Origin of the sequence: Saccharopolyspora rosea (assembly GCF_025643595.1) — a bacterium.
In the GTDB taxonomy this organism is placed as follows: Bacteria; Actinomycetota; Actinomycetes; order Mycobacteriales; family Pseudonocardiaceae; genus Saccharopolyspora; species Saccharopolyspora rosea.
The window spans coordinates 3,168,404-3,184,059 of sequence record NZ_CP102826.1; the positions used below are offsets into that span (position 1 = coordinate 3,168,404).

Consider the following 15,656-nt stretch of genomic DNA (forward strand, 5'->3'; position numbering starts at 1 on the left):
CGACCATGCGCGTCGAAGCCGATGTGCGGCGGTGCGTGGGCGCCGGGCAGTGCGTGCTCACCGATCCGTCGCTGTTCGACCAGGACGACGAGGACGGCACGGTCGTGCTGCTGACCTCCGAGATCGACGACGACCACGTCGAGGCCGCCCGGGACGCGGTGCGGCTGTGCCCCTCGGGCGCGCTGTCGCTGGCGGACGACCGCTGAAAGCCTGTCTTCGAACTCGTTGTGCGTGGCGGTGCCGGGAGCGGAACCTCAGCGGCCCGCCCGTCGCCCGACCACCACCCCCAAGGAGGCGCTGCGCGCCACGGCCACACCGGCTCCGGGAGCCCCTCCTGATGTATCAGCCCATACACGGCGTCGGGGCTGTCCTCGCGAGACGCCCGCCCGTCGCCCGACCACCGCCCCCCACGGAGGCGCTGACGCGCCGCTGTGCTCGTCGGAGAACCCGCGGCGGTGCCGGTTGCGAGACCGCTCACCGAAAGAGAAAGCGACTGGCGCCGCTTGCCACGCGGGTTCCGGACCAAGTTCAAAGGCAGGCACTGAGCCGTGCGGAGGCTTGCGCGGGTCCGCTCCGGTCCTGTGTCGTGGTACCGAACCCCGGGAGGTGCCACATGGCCGGGCAGTCGTGGTGGGCCGACGGTGTCGACGTCAGCCGCCCCAGCGCGGCGCGGGTCTACGACGTGCACCTCGGCGGTTCGCACAACTTCCGGGTCGACCGCGAACTCGCCGAGGAGTCCGCGCGGCTGATGCCGTCGCTGCCCGCGGTCCTGCGGGAGAACCGCTCGTTCCTGCGGCGCGTGGTCGACTTCCTCGCCCGCAGCGGCGTCACCCAGTTCCTCGACCTGGGGTCGGGTATCCCGACGATCGGCAACGTGCACGAGATCGCGCAGCGGATCAACCCGGAATGCCGCGTGGTGTACGTGGACTGGGACCTGGTGGCGGTCGCGCACAGCCAGGCGATCCTGCGCGGCAACGCCCGGGCCGTCGCGATCCGCGCCGACTTCCGGGAACCGGGCTACGTGCTGGCCCACCACGACGTCGAGCGGCTGCTGGACCTCTCCCGCCCGGTGGCGGTGCTGTTCTTCGCGGTCCTGCACTTCCTGCCGGACTCCGACGACCCGGCCGGGCTCGTCGCCCGCTACGTCCGGCGCCTCGCCTCCGGCAGCTACGTGGCGCTCTCGCACGCCTGCGACGACGACATCGCGCCCACCACCGAGGAAGCGGCCCGCATCTACGGGGAGCGCATCGGCGGCTTCCACATGCGGTCGAAGTCCGACGTCGCCGGGCTGTTCGGCGACCTCCCGCTGGTGCCGCCCGGACTGGTCGACCTCACCGAGTGGCGCCCGGACTCCAACGCGCCTCCCGCCGACCACCCCTAGACCGGTCCGGGCGGCGTGGCCCGCAAACCCTGACCCGAGCGCGAGTGCTCGCGACACGGGACGGCGCCACCTCCCCCTCTCCTGGAGATGGCGCCGCCATGGCAGCGCGGTTGAGCCGCCATCCACACCGTGGCCGATGCGCCGAGCGGAGCACAGGGGCATTGGTCCCTGGTCAGGGCTGTTTAAGGTGCTCTTGAGGCGGCCGGGTGCAGCGCGGCCGCGACGTGCCGGGCCGCGGTTGCGAGGTGGACGGGCTCGCCTGGGCCGGCGCCCACCACCGCGACGTCCACGCGTCGCGCACCGCCGGAAACCGCGGCGCCACGCCGTTTCTTCCCCCCCCCCTTCGGATGCACCCGGGAGAGTGCGACGCACACCACTCCGGGGTGCCTTTTACGCGGAAGAAACGGGGCTCTACGATTGTTTCCGTAAGTGGGTGTTCGGCCCCGAACCTCTTCCGCTCGATTGGCCCTGCTCGGCCATGCGTGCGCGCGCGAACGGAAGACGGAGAGGTATGGAGAAGGGAGGCACAAGTGGCAACGGTGTGGGTGGCTCTGGCGACTGAGACGGTCATGCTGCTGGCGGCGGCGGGCGTGGCGGTCAAGTGGGTGCGGCGGTCCCCGACGAGCACCCCTGACCAGGTTGTCGAGCCGGTTTCGCCGGTCACCGAGCAGCTGGCCTGAGGATGCGCGCAACGGGCTTGCTCCCCTCGCGGGAACAAGCCCGTCGTTCCATGCCGGGTGGCTGACACCCCTTCACCCGCGTCGATTCGACATCGTCGACGGGAAACGTTTCGTTACTCAATTCCGAGCACTTTTTGTGAACGCTCGCCGCGTTCGGTGCTGCCTTTTCCCCGCGGCGGTAGTTAGCACTAGTAAATGCCGCAGTTCCGCGGGCTCTCGCGCTTCGTCGTGCTCCTGTGTCCTGGTTCGCAACCGCTCCCCGCTAGGGTGGGTCGCGTCCGGCTCGCCGACCAGGAAGGGCACTCGTGACACGACCTGAACAGATCCGTCCGCAGCCGTCCCCGGCCGCCGGGAGAGCGCTGTCGAACCGGTCGGGTGCGCTGTCCGACTACGGGGCCTTCCTGCGCCGGGCGATCCGCCACCCCGGACAGGTGGGCGCGATCGCGCCGAGTTCTCCTTCCCTCGCCCGGCAGATGGCCGCCGTGGTGCCCTCGACGGGCAGCCCGGTCGTCGTCGAGCTGGGACCCGGTACCGGTGCGCTGAGCGCGGCGGTCGCCGAGCGGCTGCCCGCGTCGGGACGGCACCTCGCCGTCGAACTCGACGGCGGGATGGTCGAGCACCTGCGGCGGAACCTGCCGTGGCTGGAGGTCATCCAGGGCGACGCGGCGCGGCTCGGCGAGCTGCTGCGCGAGGCCGGGGTGGCGTCGGTGGACGCGGTGATCAGCGGCCTGCCGTGGTCGATCTTCCCCGGCCAGCTGCAGCAGGACATCCTGGACCAGGTCGGCGCGGTGCTGGCCCCGCACGCCGCCTTCACCACCTTCGCCTACGTGCACGCCCTGGGCATGGCCGGGGCGCGGCGGTTCCGCGCCCGGCTCGACAACTCCTTCGACGAGGTCCTCACCAGCCACACGGTCTGGCGCAACGTGCCGCCCGCCCGGATCTACGCCTGTCGCCGTCCGCGCGGCTGACTCCTGGCGTCCGCGCGCGGTGCCGGTAGGCTCGGCGAAGATCGTCGGGAGGAGGTCGGCATGGCGACCGTGGTGATCGCCGGAGCCGGGCAGGCCGGGTACCAGACCGCGGCGGGCTTGCGGCAGGACGGGTTCGACGGGCGCGTGGTCCTGGTCGGCGACGAACCGGGATTGCCGTACCAGCGGCCACCGCTGTCCAAGACCTACCTCAGCGGCCACGTCACCGCGGACGGTGTGCGGCTGCGCGGGCAGGAGTTCTTCGCCGACAACGGCATCGAGCTGGTCACCGGCCACCGCATCACCGGCATCGACCGCGCCGCCCGGCGCGTGCGGCTGGATTCCGGGGACGTCGACTACGACCACCTCGTCCTGGCGCTGGGGGCGTGCAACCGGCCGCTGCCGGTGCCCGGGGCGGACCTGCCGGGTGTGGTGGGGTTGCGCACCGTCGCCGAGGCCGACGTGCTGCGCGACCGGCTGTCGTCGGTGCGCGACGTCGTGGTGGTCGGCGCCGGGTTCATCGGCCTGGAATTCGCCTCGGTGGCCCGGGACGCCGGAGTGGCGGTCACCGTCGTCGAGGCGAAGCCGCGCGTGCTGTCGCGAGTGGTCAGCGAGCCCACGTCGGAGTTCTTCGCCCGGTTGCACAGCTCCCGGGGAGTCCGCCTCCTGCTGGGCACCGGAGTCGCCCGGGTGCTCGGCGAGGAGCGCGCGACGGGCGTGGAGACCACCGACGGCTCCCGGATCGAGGCCGACCTCGTCGTCGTCGCGATCGGCGTGCGCCCCAACACCGAGCTCGCCGAGCAGGCCGGGCTCGCGGTCGACGACGGCGTCGTCGTCGACGAGCACCTGCGCACCTGCGACCCGGCGATCTCGGCGATCGGCGACTGCGCCCGCTTCCCGACCCCGCACGCCGACGCGCCGGTGCGCCTGGAGTCGGTGCAGAACGCCATCGACCAGGCCCGCTGCGTCTCGGCATCGCTCACCGGCAACGCGCGCGCCTACGCGGCGGTGCCGTGGTTCTGGAGCGACCAGGGCTCGGCGAAGCTCCAGATCGCGGGGCTGACCACCGGCCACGACCGCACCATCGTGCGCGGTGACGTCGACGAGGGCCGGTTCAGCGTCTTCTGCTACCGCGGCAAGCGCTTGCTCGGTGCCGAGTCGGTCAGCCGCGCCGCCGACCACATGGCGGTGCGCCGGCTGCTGACCGCCGAGGCCCCGCTGGACCCGGAGCAGGCCGCGGATCCGTCGTTCGACCTCAAGTCCTACAGCCGGGGTCGGTAGGGCGGGAACGCCCGGCCGTCGACGGAGAACGGGGCCGGTGCGCTTGTGGCGCACCGGCCCCGTTCGTAGGTTGCCCGCCGGATCGGCGGGGGATCAGGAGCGGATCATCTTGCGCAGCACGTACTGCAGGATGCCGCCGTTGCGGTAGTAGTCGGCCTCACCGGGGGTGTCGATGCGGACCGTGGCGTCGAACTCCACAGTGGACCCGTCCGCCCTGGTCGCGGTGACCTTGACGGTGCGCGGCGTCTCGCCCTGGTTCAGGGCGGTGATGCCGGTGATGTCGTAGGTCTCGGTGCCGTCCAGGCCGAGCAGCTTGGCCGAGGAGCCCTCCGGGAACTGCAGCGGGATGACGCCCATGCCGATGAGGTTCGAGCGGTGGATGCGCTCGAAGGACTCGGCGATGACGGCGCGCACCCCGAGCAGGCGGGTGCCCTTGGCGGCCCAGTCGCGCGACGAACCGGAGCCGTACTCCTTGCCGCCCAGCACCACCAGCGGGGTGCCGTTCGCGGCGTAGTTCTGCGCGGCGTCGTAGATCGCCGCCTGCGGGCCGCCGTCCTGGGTGAAGTCGCGGGTGTAGCCGCCCTGCACGTCGTCCAGCAGCAGGTTGCGCAGCCGGATGTTGGCGAAGGTGCCCCGGATCATCACCTCGTGGTTGCCGCGGCGGGAGCCGTAGGAGTTGAAGTCCTTGCGCTCGATGCCGTGCTCGGTGAGGTACCGGCCCGCCGGCGAGTCGGGCTTGATCGCACCGGCCGGGGAGATGTGGTCGGTGGTCACCGAGTCACCGAGCAGCGCCAGCACGCGGGCACCGGAGATGTCCTCGACCGGCTCCGGCTCCATGCCCATGCCCTCGAAGTACGGGGGCTTGCGCACGTAGGTGGAGTTCGGGTCCCAGTCGAAGGTCTCGCCCTCCGGGGTGGGCAGCGAGCGCCACCGCTCGTCGCCGGTGAACACGTCGGAGTAGTCCTTGGTGAACATCTCCTGCGTGATCGCGGAGTCGATGACCTCCTGGACCTCCTGCGGCGACGGCCAGATGTCGCGCAGGTAGACGGGATTGCCGTCGGTGTCGGTGCCCAGCGCGTCGTTGTCGAAGTCGAAGTCCATCGACCCGGCCAGCGCGTAGGCGATGACCAGCGGCGGCGACGCCAGGTAGTTCATCTTGACGTCGGGGTTGATCCGGCCCTCGAAGTTGCGGTTGCCGGACAGCACCGAGACCACCGACAGGTCGTTGTCCTGCACCGCCTTGGAGATGTCCTCCGGCAGCGGGCCGGAGTTGCCGATGCAGGTGGTGCAGCCGTAGCCGACCAGGTGGAAGCCCAGCTTCTCCAGGTACGGCCACAGACCGGCCTTCTCGTAGTAGTCGGTCACGACCTGCGAACCCGGCGCCATCGAGGTCTTCACCCACGGCTTGCGGGTCAGGCCCTTGCTGACGGCGTTGCGGGCCAGCAGGGCCGCGCCGAGCATCACCGACGGGTTGGAGGTGTTGGTGCAGGAGGTGATCGAGGCGATCACCACGGCACCGTGGTCGAGCTCGAACTCGCCCAGCTCCTCGGAGGACACCTTGACCGGCTTGGAGATGCGGCCCCTGGAGCCGTTGGCGGCCGAGGCGACCTCGGGCACCGCGTGGGCGCTGACCGACGGCGCGTCGCTGGCCGGGAAGGACTCCTCACCGGCCTCGTCCAGCGCGGCGTCGTCGGTGGTGGTCGGCTGGACGTAGTCGGTCAGCGACTTGCGGAACGACGGCTTGGCCTCGGACAGCGCGATGCGGTCCTGCGGCCGCTTCGGGCCCGCGATGGACGGGACCACGGTGGACAGGTCCAGTTCCAGGTACTCGGAGTACTCCGGCTCGTGGCTCGGGTCGTGCCACAGACCTTGCTCTTTCGCGTAGGACTCGACCAGCGCGACCTGCTCGGCGGAGCGGCCGGTCAGCTGCAGGTAGCGGATGGTCTCCTCGTCGATCGGGAAGATCGCGCAGGTGGAGCCGAACTCCGGGCTCATGTTGCCGATGGTGGCGCGGTTGGCCAGCGGCACCGAGGCCACACCGGAGCCGTAGAACTCGACGAACTTGCCGACCACGCCGTGCTTGCGCAGCATCTCGGTGATCGTGAGCACGACGTCGGTGGCGGTGGCGCCGGGCGGGATCTCACCGGTGAGCTTGAAGCCGACCACGCGCGGGATGAGCATCGACACCGGCTGGCCGAGCATCGCGGCCTCGGCCTCGATGCCGCCGACGCCCCAGCCCAGCACGCCCAGGCCGTTGACCATGGTGGTGTGCGAGTCGGTGCCCACGCAGCTGTCCGGGTACGCCTGCCCGTTGCGCGCCATCACGGTGCGGGCCAGGTGCTCGATGTTGACCTGGTGCACGATGCCGGTGCCGGGCGGGACGACCTTGAACTCCTGGAAGGCGCCCTGGCCCCAGCGCAGGAACTGGTAGCGCTCCTTGTTGCGGCCGTACTCGAACTCGACGTTGCGCTCGAAGGCGTCCGGCTTGCCGAACACGTCGATGATCACCGAGTGGTCGATGACCAGCTCGGCCGGGGCCAGCGGGTTGACCTTGGAGGTGTCGCCGCCGAGTTCGGCGACGGCCTCGCGCATGGTGGCCAGGTCGACCACGCACGGAACGCCGGTGAAGTCCTGCATGATCACCCGCGCCGGGGTGAACTGGATCTCCGTCGAGGGCTCGGCCCTGGGGTCCCAGTTCGCCAGGGCGCGCACGTGCTCGGCGGTGATGTTGGCACCGTCCTCGGTGCGCAGCAGGTTCTCCAGCAGGATCTTGAGGCTGTAGGGCAGCCGCTGGGCGCCGTCGACGGCGCTGAGGCGGAACACCTCGTAGGAGGCGTCGCCGACCGTCAGCGTGCCGCGGGCACCGAAGCTGTCCTTGCTCGCAGGTGCAGTCACGTTCAACTCCATCTCGCGACGGGCGCAAGTCCGGGAACGGTTGCGAGTCTCGCGCACGTCGGCCGAGCGTGCGCGTGGACCCGGGTCTCACAGGTAACAGTACGCTTGTCCTGCAAACGTGCTCAACTGAGGGTCGCCAAACTCGCGATCACATGTTCCGGGACGTGCAAAACCGCGGAAGTTTCCGGGGTGGGGCTCCGCTTTTCCGCGGGAGGCGAGGGGACTGGCACGCCGGTACCGAAAGCCGGTGCGGTGCGTGATGAGATGGGCCGGTGCGCAAGCTCGTCGACAACACCAAGACCACCGGGGTGGCCGTGGCGGTGGCCTCCGCGTTCTGCTTCGGCGGCTCCGGGCCGTTCGCCAAACCGCTGATCACCGCCGGGCTGACGCCGCTGCACGTGGCCTGGCTGCGACTGGCCGGGGGCGCGGTGCTCATGCTGCCGTTCGCGCTGCGCCACGCGCGGGTGCTGCGCCGGGCGCCGAAGTTGTTGGTGGGCTACGGGTTGTTCCCCATCGCCGGGGTGCAGGTGTGCTACTTCGCGGCGATCGCCACCGTCCCGGTCGGGGTGGCGTTGCTGATCGAGTTCCTGGGCCCGGTGCTGGTGCTGGGCTGGATCCGGTTCGTCCGGCGCGCGCCGGTGACGCCGACCGCCGCGGTGGGGGTGGTGCTCGCGGTCGTCGGGCTGGTCTTCGTGGTCGAGTTGTGGTCGGGGCTGGGTTTCGACCCGGTCGGGCTCGCGTTCGCGCTGGGTGCGGCGCTGTGCGAGACGGCGTACTTCCTGCTGTCGGACTCCGGTGCGGACGTCCACCCGATGGGCCTGACCTCCTACGGCCTGCTGCTCGGAGCGGCCGTGGTGACGGTCGTCGCGCGCCCCTGGGAGATGGACTGGTCGCTGCTGGTCGGCGGCGTGGAGATGGCCGGGCACCAGATCCCGGCCCTGGTGGCGGTCGACTGGATCGTCGTGCTGAGCACGGTGCTGGCCTACCTGAGCGGCATCGTCGCGGTGCGGCTCCTGTCGCCGCAGGTGGCCGGAGCGGTGGCGTTCCTGGAACCGGTGATCGCCACCGTGCTGTCCTGGGCGCTGCTCGGCGAGGGGCTCGGGCCCTGGCAGCTGCTCGGCGGCGCCCTGATCCTCATCGGCGCCTACGTCGCCCAGCGCGCCGCCCCCTCCACCGCCCCGTCCGCCGAGCTGAGCGGGGTCTGAGCTCGGCGGAGAACCGCGGGTTCGGCAGTGCGGGGTCAGGCGGTCGCGTGCGCGACGGCGGTCTTCACCAGGTGCACCACCAGCTTCTCGACGAGCGTGACGAGCACTCCGGTCAGAACGGCGGCGGCGAACTCGGGCATCGGAACCTCTCCCGTGGGTCGGTGCTGCTTCCGGAGCAACAGACTGAGCCGTTCGGGTGTGTCGGACGTGGTGTCCGGGTTGCCCGCGGATGAACCGACGACGAACTCCGCGGGCTCAGGCCCGGCCGGTCCACCACTGCCAGCCGAGCACGCCCAGGGCCGCGGCGGCGGCGCAGCCGAGCGCGATGCCCCAGTGGTGCGGCCACAGCGGGCTGCTGCCGAAGAAGGTGCTGACTCCGGGTGTCTGCACCAGCACGCCCAGCAACAGCACCGAGCCCGCCGTGGCCACCAGCACCAGCGGAGTGCGTCCGCGCATCGCGACGGTCTGCGCGAGCTGCGCGGACACCAGCGCGACCAGTCCGGCGGTGCGCGCCTGGCCCGCGGTGGCGGTCGGGCGCGACAGCAGCCACGCCAGCCCGGCGGCGCCCGCCGTGGCCGTGGCGCGCACGTACACGTCGCGCGCCAGGGCCTGCCCCAGCGAGACGTCGGGCCCCTCGGCGAGCAGCTGTTCCGGGCTGCGCCCCGGCGGCGGGCTGACCGCGATCGCACTCGCGGGGAGCACGTCGGTGAGCATGTTGACCACCAGCAGCTGGCGCGGGTTCAGCGCGGCGCCGGAGCTGAGCAGCCCGGCGCCCAGCGAGTAGCCGATCTCGCCGAGATTGCCGCCGAGCAGGATCGACAGCGCGTCGCGCACCGAGGCCCACATGCCCCGCCCCTCGACGATGCCCTCGGTCAGCGTCTCGATCCGGTCGTTGGAGACGAGCAGGTCGGCGGCTTCGCGGGCCGCGGAGGTCGCGCGCGAACCGAACGCGATGCCCACGTGCGCCAGGCCGATCGCGGGCACGTCGTTGGCGCCGTCCCCGGTCATCGCCACGACGCGACCGGCGGCGCGCAGGCAGCGCACGATCCGCGCCTTCTGCGCGGGGCTGACGCGGGCGAACACCGAGATCTTCGGCAGTTCGCCGGTCAGCTGGTCGTCGTCGAGGGCGTCGAGTTCGGTGCCGGTCATCACCCGGCTCCCGTCCACCATCTCCAGTTCGGTGGCGATGGCCTCGGCGGTGCTCGGGTGGTCGCCGGTGATCATCACCACGTCCACGCCGGAGCGCCGCAGCCGGGCGACCGACTCGGCGGCCGCGGGATGCACCGGGTCCGCCAGGCAGAGCAGCCCCACCAGGTCCAGATCGTCCACATCGGACTCGTCGAGTTCGCCGCGGCCGGTGACCTCGCGCTCGGCCACGGCCAGCAGGCGGTACCCGCGCATCGCGAGGCGTTCGATCTCCGCGTCGACCCGAGCCCGCGCATCCGCGTCGAAGGCGAGCACCCCGTCCGGCAGCCGCCACCGGCGGCACCGCTGCAGGACCACCTCGGGAGCGCCCTTGACCGACAACAGGTTCCCGCTGCGCACCGCGTGGAACCCCCGCGACGGTTCGAAGGGCAGCTCGTCGTCGGCCGGCCGGTCCGCCCGGACCTCGACCGCCTCGGCTCCGTCGAGCACCGCGCGATCGGTCAGGTGCGGCGGCGGCCGGTCACCGCTCGGCCGCGGACTGGCCCGCACCGCGGCCGCCAGCACCTCCCGGTGCTGCGGATCGAGGTCCGATGTGGACTGATCGGTGCGGCCGTCGGAGACCCGGCGCAGGCTGATCCGGCCCTGCGTGAGGGTTCCGGTCTTGTCGAAGCAGAGCATGTCCACGCGTCCCAGCGCTTCCACCGTGGACGGGGTGCGCACCAGCACCCCGCGCTGCGAAAGCCGCCGCGCCGCGGCGAGTTCGGCGATGCGCGCGACGAACGGCAGCCCCTCGGGCACGGCCGCCACGGCCAGTCCCACGGAGCGGGCCACGCTCTGCCCGATGGGGGCGGCGCGCAGCAGGTCGACCACCAGCAGCATCGCGCCCGCGCCCAGCGCCAGCGGTAGGACCTGCCCGGTCAGCTGCGACAGCCGCGCCTCGACGCCGCCGGTCGCGGCCGCGCCGCCGCCGAATTCCCGTGCTGTGCGGCCGATTTCGGTGTTCGCGCCGACCGCGACGACCACCGCCGTCGCCGAGCCGGAGGCGACGGCGGTGCCCCGGTAGAGCATGCAGGTGCGGTCGGCGACCGCCGCCGCGACGGTCGCCTCGGCGGTCTTGGTGACCGGTTCGGACTCGCCGGTCAGACTCGACTCGTCGACTTCCAGCGCCTCGGCGGACAGCACCCGGCAGTCGGCAGGCACACCGTCCCCGGCGCGCAGCTCGATGATGTCGCCCTCGACCAGATCGTCGGCGGGCACCGAGGTGGTGCGACCCCGGCGGCGCAGCCGGACTCGCAGCTGCCCGGCTTCCAGCAGCGCCGCCAGCTCGCGGTCCGCGCGGACCCGCTGCGCGCCGTCGATGAGGGCGCTGAACACCAGGACACCGCCGATCAGCAGCGCGTCGGTCGCCGATCCCAGCACGGCGGACACCGCGGCCCCGGCGCCCAGCACCGGGGTCATCGGCCCCGCCAGGTTCTCCACCGTCGCGGCGACGAGCCCGGTGCGCGTCCGCTGTTCCTCGGGGGCGCGCCGGCGCCCGGCCTGCGACGCGCTCAGGCCGCGCTCGTCGGAGTCCAGCAGGGACAGCACCGACGAGGTGGGCATCGCGTGCCACGGCGCGCGTTCCGCGGGCACCGGGGGAGCGCGCTTGGCCGCCCGCATGCCCAGCCAGGTACCGGTGCCCAGCGCGAACAGCGTCGCGGTGTGCACCGGGAACGAGGTGCGCCCCGGTGCGCCGCGGGCCGGACCGAGGACGGCCAGCAACGCGCCCAGGCACGAACCCGCCACCGACAGCGACGCCGCGTACCGGCTGGCGGTGCGCGCCTGCTCGACCGCGGCGAGCAGCAGGTGCGCGGTCACCGGGCTCGGGCAGTGCACATCGGCACCCCAGGAGCTCCGCTCGGACACCCCGATTCCGACGTCGGCGGCGGTCAGCGCGGCGTGCGCCCGGGAGGCCACCACGGCGACCACGGCGCCGTCGCGCTGCAACGCCCGCACCGAGCGAGCCAGCCGGTCGCCGCCGGGCACGACGCGCTCGACACCCAGCCTGCGGTCCAGCTGCCCGGCACGGCCGCCCAGCACCACCGATCCGACGCCTCCGGCGGCGGTCACCAGCGCTTCGGCCAGCGGGTCGATCTCGTCGACGACCACCGCCAAGGCCACCGGCCTCGACCGGTGGCACAGCACGACGACGTCACCGCCCCGATCGGCCCGTTCCGCCGCGGTGGCGCGGGCCTCGGCGGACAGCGCCACCTCCGGCGGCGGGCGCGCCGACCACTGGCCGCGAGCGCGCTCCCGCCCGGGGTCCTGGAGATCGACGACCTCGGACGCCCGCGCGTACAGCTGCGAGGTGTCGCCGTCGTCGAGCGGGATCACCTCGTCGATCACGCGCCGTCCGGTCAGCAGGGCGCGCGGGTCGACCACCACCGTGTCGACCCGGTCGAGCCGCCGCAGCGCGTCGGGCTGCAGGACCAGCACGCCCCGGGCCGACAGCGCGGTGTCCAGCTGGGCGGCGAACGCCTCCCGACCCGCCTTCGCGGGCCTGGGGGTGGCCGCCTGCAACGCGGCCAACGCGCGGCGCGGACTGCGGGTGGCCGCCAGCAGGGCGGCGTACCCGCCGAACGCGAGGCCACCGGAGGTGTTGGCGACCCGCTCGACCGGGCCGCCCGGCAGCGGCACGGGACGCGGTCGCGCGTCGATCGGGGAGCTGGTGTGCGCCCCGGCGGGGGCGGTGCCGGCCCACTGCAACCACGCCTGGTGCCGGGCGATGGCTTCGCGGGAGATGCAGAACCGGCCGCAGGCGTCGGTGACCGCGGCCAGCGGGCCTTCGGCGAGGCCCTGCGACAACGCCCCGCCCAGCGACAGCACCGCGTCGGTCGTGGCACGTCCGAGGGTCTTCTCCAGGCCGGACCGCAACCACGGCACCGAGTCCGACAGCGAGGCCACCGCCGGGACCAGCGGGATCCGGACCGGCACCAGCGAGCCCAGCGCGGCGTAGCCCACGCTCAGCAGGCTCGCGCCGAGCGCACCGACGTCGCGCACCAGGATTTCCGCGTTGGCCGGATGCATGCGCCCCGCCGGGGAGTGCTCGGCGTCGTCGAGCCCGTACTCGCCCTCGATCTTCGCGATCACCCCGGCCAGCGCCGCCGTCCCGAGGGTCGTCGGGTCGTGTTCGACCACGACCCGGCCCAGCGCCGCGTTGGTCTCGACGCTGCGCACCCCCTCCAGCGCCAGCAGCCGTTGTTCGAGGTCGCGCGCGGCGGCTTCGGTGCCGGGCCGGTGCACGCCGCGCACCCGCAGGTGCGTGCGGCCCGAGCCGTGCCACGGCCTGGCCAGGCCGCGGGCCGCTTGGAGCACCGGGCCGGCCACCTCCGCGGCCTGGGACAGCAGCCGACCCAGCACCATCAGCGCGCCTCCGTCAGGCCGACCCGCTGTGCTGCTGCTCGTGCAGGTGGCGTTGGACCAGCGCGTTGCCGGCCCCGATCGCCAGCGCCACCGGCCATTCGATCAGGCTGAACGCGGCTCCGGCCGCCAAGGCGCCGTAGAACAGGGCCTGGTCGCGGGACGGGAGCCGCTCGCGCACCGCATCCGCCGCCGACGTCAGGTCCTTCTGGTCGGGCATCCGGAGGTGGGGCGCGTGGAACTGGGCGGTGACGAACGGAAGGTGCACCGTTGGGCCGTCACCACGCTGTTGGGTGGAGGTCGTCTTCTCGGCACCACCCGTGCGGCTGCGCGTCCGTCCACCGCGTTGCCGCCCGCCCCCCGGTCGTGGTCGTGGCCATGGCGTCCCCCTTTCACGGAGACCCCCCACGTTACGCCGTTCGGCCGTATTGGACTCAGTCGATCAGGGCATCAAGCCGCGGTCCGCTCCACAACGGTGCGCACCCTTCGGGCGACGAGGTCGATGACGGCGGGGTGGTCGCCGATCGGGTCGGCGACGGTGGCCGGGAGCGCGGCCAGGCGCCGGTGGAACAGGCCCGGGGCCAGCAGGTACGGGGCGACGAACGCGCGTTCGCCGGCGCAGACCTCCTCGGTCCGCGGCCGGGCCGTCGTGACGTAGCTGGGTGCCAGCGGCTGACCGCAGCACCGGGCGAGCAGCGCCGCGGCGCCGCGCACGTCGGCCAGCGCCCGCTCGTCGGACGAGCCCGCCGCGGCGAACACCACCCGGTCCCCGGGCCGCCAGCCCGCGGCCCGGAGCCGGTCCGCCATCGCCGCGGCGAGCTCTGGAGCCGGACCCAGCGGCGGGCACACCGCCACGTCGGTGCGGCCGGTCGCGGCGATCTGCTCGGGCAGGTCGCAGCGCACGTGGTACCCGGCGGCCAGGAACGCCGGAAGCGCGACCACCGGGCCCGGCATCGCCTCCAGCGCCTCGGCGACCCCGGGCCCGATGACGTCCACGTAGGACACCCGGGTGGGGATGCCCAGCCGGGCCCCGGTCGCCGCGGCGATGCGTTCGACGACCGCGGGGCCGGCGGGGTCGCGGGTGCCGTGGGCGACCAGCAGCAGCGTCACGGTCGGCATAGCGGGGTGTCTCCCATCGGTTCCAGCGGTAACCGGTAGCCGCGTTTGATCACGGTCTGCACGAGCCCGGGTTCGCCGAGCGAGGCCCGCAGCCGGGCCACCGCCTGCTCGACGGCGTGCTCGTCCACGTCGCGCCCGCCGAGCGCGTCGGCCAGCTCCCGTCGCGACACCACCCTGCCGGGCCGGTCGGCGAGCGCCCTCAGCAGCGCTTTCCCCTGCGGCGACAGGGATTTGAGCGCGCCGTCCACGACGGCGGCGTGCCCGCGCAGCTGCAACCGGTGCCCGCCCACCGGCAACAGCGGGCACCGGTCGGGCAGCGCCTCGCACAGCGCGCGCACGAGCGCGCCGAGCCGGTAGCGCGAGGGCACCACGGCCGGGATCGCGTGCTCGGCGAGCGGGCGGTGGGTGACCGGACCGACGCACGCGCTGAGCACCGGGCCGCGCAGCGCGGCCACCAGCTCGGCCAGCCGACCGCGGTCGGCGGCCCGGGACAGCAGGCTCGCCGCTGCCGGGGCGCTGGTGAACGTCACCGCGTCGACCTCGCCCGCGCACACCGACGACAGCAGGTTCTCCAGCGCGGACGGGTCGGCCGGATCGGTCCAGCGGTAGACCGGGACCTCGATCACGTGCGCCCCGGCCAGGCGCAGCGCCTCGACGAAGTCCGGCAGCGGGCGGCCGTGCAGCTGGACCGCGACTCGGCGGCCGGCCAGCGGGGACTCCGGCGCGGAGCGCCTCCGTGGGTCGGGCGACGGTGGGGTGGTTTGCGGCGCGGAGCGCCTCGTTGGGGGGTGGTGGTCGGGCGACGGTGGGGTGGTTTGCGGCGCGGAGCGCCTCGTTGGGGGGTGGTGGTCGGGCGACGGGAGGGAGTGCAAATGTTCCAGCAGCTCGGCCGAGGATTCCGACGCCGGGGACCACGGATCGGGCAGGCCCGCGGCCCGGACCGCGCCGCGGGCTTTCGGTCCGCGCGCCAGCAGCCGCGCCGACCCCAGCGCCTCCCGCAGCTCACCGCCCACGCCCCAGCCCTCGGCCGCCTCGATCCAGCCGCGGAAACCGATCCCGGTGGTCGCCACCACCACGTCGGGCGGATCGGCGATGCATTCCCGGCTCGCCCGGCGCAGTTCGGTGTCGTCGGACAGCGGCACGATCCGCAGCGCCGGCCCGTGCACGACCTGCGCGCCGCGACGTTCCAGCAGGCTGGCCAGCTCGTCGGCGCGCCGTGCCGCGGTGACCGCGACCGTGAATCCGGCGAGTTCGCGACCGTCAACCAACGGCGACCTCGACCACCTCGTCGCGGCGGCGCACCGGGTACACCGGCAGACCCGCTTCGGGAGCGTCCAGGCACCGGCCGGTGCGCAGCGAGAACACCTGCTTGAGCATCGGCGAGGCGACCACGGGTTCACCGGCGCGGTCGCCGACGATGCCGCGGCTGATCACCCCGGCGCCGCAGAACGGGTCGACGCCGCCGACCGCGAACAGCTCGTCGTCGCGGGTGCGGAACAGCGCGACCACCCGGTCGCCGACCAGCGCGGACATCCCGAACTCGGGCTGCAGGTGGTCGTAGCGGCAGATCTCGTACCAGGTCACG

Annotated in this window: 12 protein-coding genes; 6 read left to right on the forward strand and 6 right to left on the reverse strand. The window is 73.2% G+C overall.

Translation table 11 applies throughout. The features are described 5' to 3' along the window. Positions 1–5: 5 nt before the first annotated feature. From NV263_RS14710 to NV263_RS14730, 5 genes are all read left to right on the forward strand, one after another. Entirely contained in the window at positions 6–206 is a 201-nt protein-coding gene (locus NV263_RS14710; protein WP_263253831.1) for a ferredoxin, read from the forward strand. 407 nt (positions 207–613) lie between these two features. Continuing rightward, positions 614–1,381 (forward strand): SAM-dependent methyltransferase, encoded by a 768-nt coding sequence (locus tag NV263_RS14715; protein WP_263253832.1) that lies wholly within the window; start codon positions 614–616, stop codon positions 1,379–1,381. A gap of 545 nt (positions 1,382–1,926) precedes the next feature. Then, positions 1,927–2,061 (forward strand): hypothetical protein, encoded by a 135-nt coding sequence (locus tag NV263_RS14720; protein ID WP_263253834.1) that lies wholly within the window; start codon positions 1,927–1,929, stop codon positions 2,059–2,061. A gap of 413 nt (positions 2,062–2,474) precedes the next feature. After that, positions 2,475–3,029: a class I SAM-dependent methyltransferase gene (locus NV263_RS14725; RefSeq protein WP_317630436.1), complete on the forward strand. Its 555-nt coding sequence runs from the start codon at positions 2,475–2,477 to the stop codon at positions 3,027–3,029. A gap of 60 nt (positions 3,030–3,089) precedes the next feature. Then, the gene (locus NV263_RS14730; protein WP_263253835.1) at positions 3,090–4,307 is read left to right on the forward strand and encodes an NAD(P)/FAD-dependent oxidoreductase; all 1,218 of its coding nucleotides are present in this window, start codon (positions 3,090–3,092) and stop codon (positions 4,305–4,307) included. Between the two features lie 93 nt (positions 4,308–4,400). Here the strand turns inward: NV263_RS14730 and acnA are convergent, their stop codons facing one another. Beyond that, a complete protein-coding gene (gene acnA, locus NV263_RS14735; protein ID WP_263253837.1) occupies positions 4,401–7,202 on the reverse strand; it encodes an aconitate hydratase AcnA in 2,802 nt (933 codons plus the stop codon). A 272-nt stretch (positions 7,203–7,474) separates the two neighbouring features. Here acnA and NV263_RS14740 point away from each other — a divergent pair, with 272 nt between their 5' ends. After that, positions 7,475–8,407 carry an EamA family transporter gene (locus NV263_RS14740; protein ID WP_263253838.1) on the forward strand — a complete coding sequence of 311 codons (933 nt, stop codon included), beginning with the start codon at positions 7,475–7,477 and terminating at the stop codon, positions 8,405–8,407. Between the two features lie 255 nt (positions 8,408–8,662). Here NV263_RS14740 and NV263_RS14745 read toward each other — a convergent pair whose 3' ends face one another. The 5 genes from NV263_RS14745 to nirD all read right to left on the reverse strand — a co-directional run bounded on the left by NV263_RS14745 (position 8,663) and on the right by nirD (position 15,655). Beyond that, positions 8,663–12,955, reverse strand: a complete 4,293-nt coding sequence (locus NV263_RS14745) for a cation-translocating P-type ATPase (protein ID WP_263253840.1) — start codon at positions 12,953–12,955, stop codon at positions 8,663–8,665. A gap of 13 nt (positions 12,956–12,968) precedes the next feature. After that, positions 12,969–13,220, reverse strand: coding sequence for a hypothetical protein (locus NV263_RS14750; protein ID WP_263253841.1), 252 nt, complete (start codon positions 13,218–13,220; stop codon positions 12,969–12,971). A gap of 182 nt (positions 13,221–13,402) precedes the next feature. Further along, on the reverse strand, positions 13,403–14,071 hold the full coding sequence (locus tag NV263_RS14755) for a sirohydrochlorin chelatase (protein ID WP_263253842.1): 669 nt from the start codon (positions 14,069–14,071) through the stop codon (positions 13,403–13,405). After that, positions 14,059–15,339 carry a uroporphyrinogen-III synthase gene (locus tag NV263_RS14760; RefSeq protein WP_263253843.1) on the reverse strand — a complete coding sequence of 427 codons (1,281 nt, stop codon included), beginning with the start codon at positions 15,337–15,339 and terminating at the stop codon, positions 14,059–14,061. Before NV263_RS14760 ends, NV263_RS14755 begins: the two co-directional genes overlap by 13 nt. Continuing rightward, positions 15,332–15,655 carry a nitrite reductase small subunit NirD gene (gene nirD, locus NV263_RS14765; protein ID WP_263253844.1) on the reverse strand — a complete coding sequence of 108 codons (324 nt, stop codon included), beginning with the start codon at positions 15,653–15,655 and terminating at the stop codon, positions 15,332–15,334. The genes NV263_RS14760 and nirD overlap by 8 nt, the downstream gene beginning before the upstream one ends. Position 15,656 lies beyond the last annotated feature (1 nt).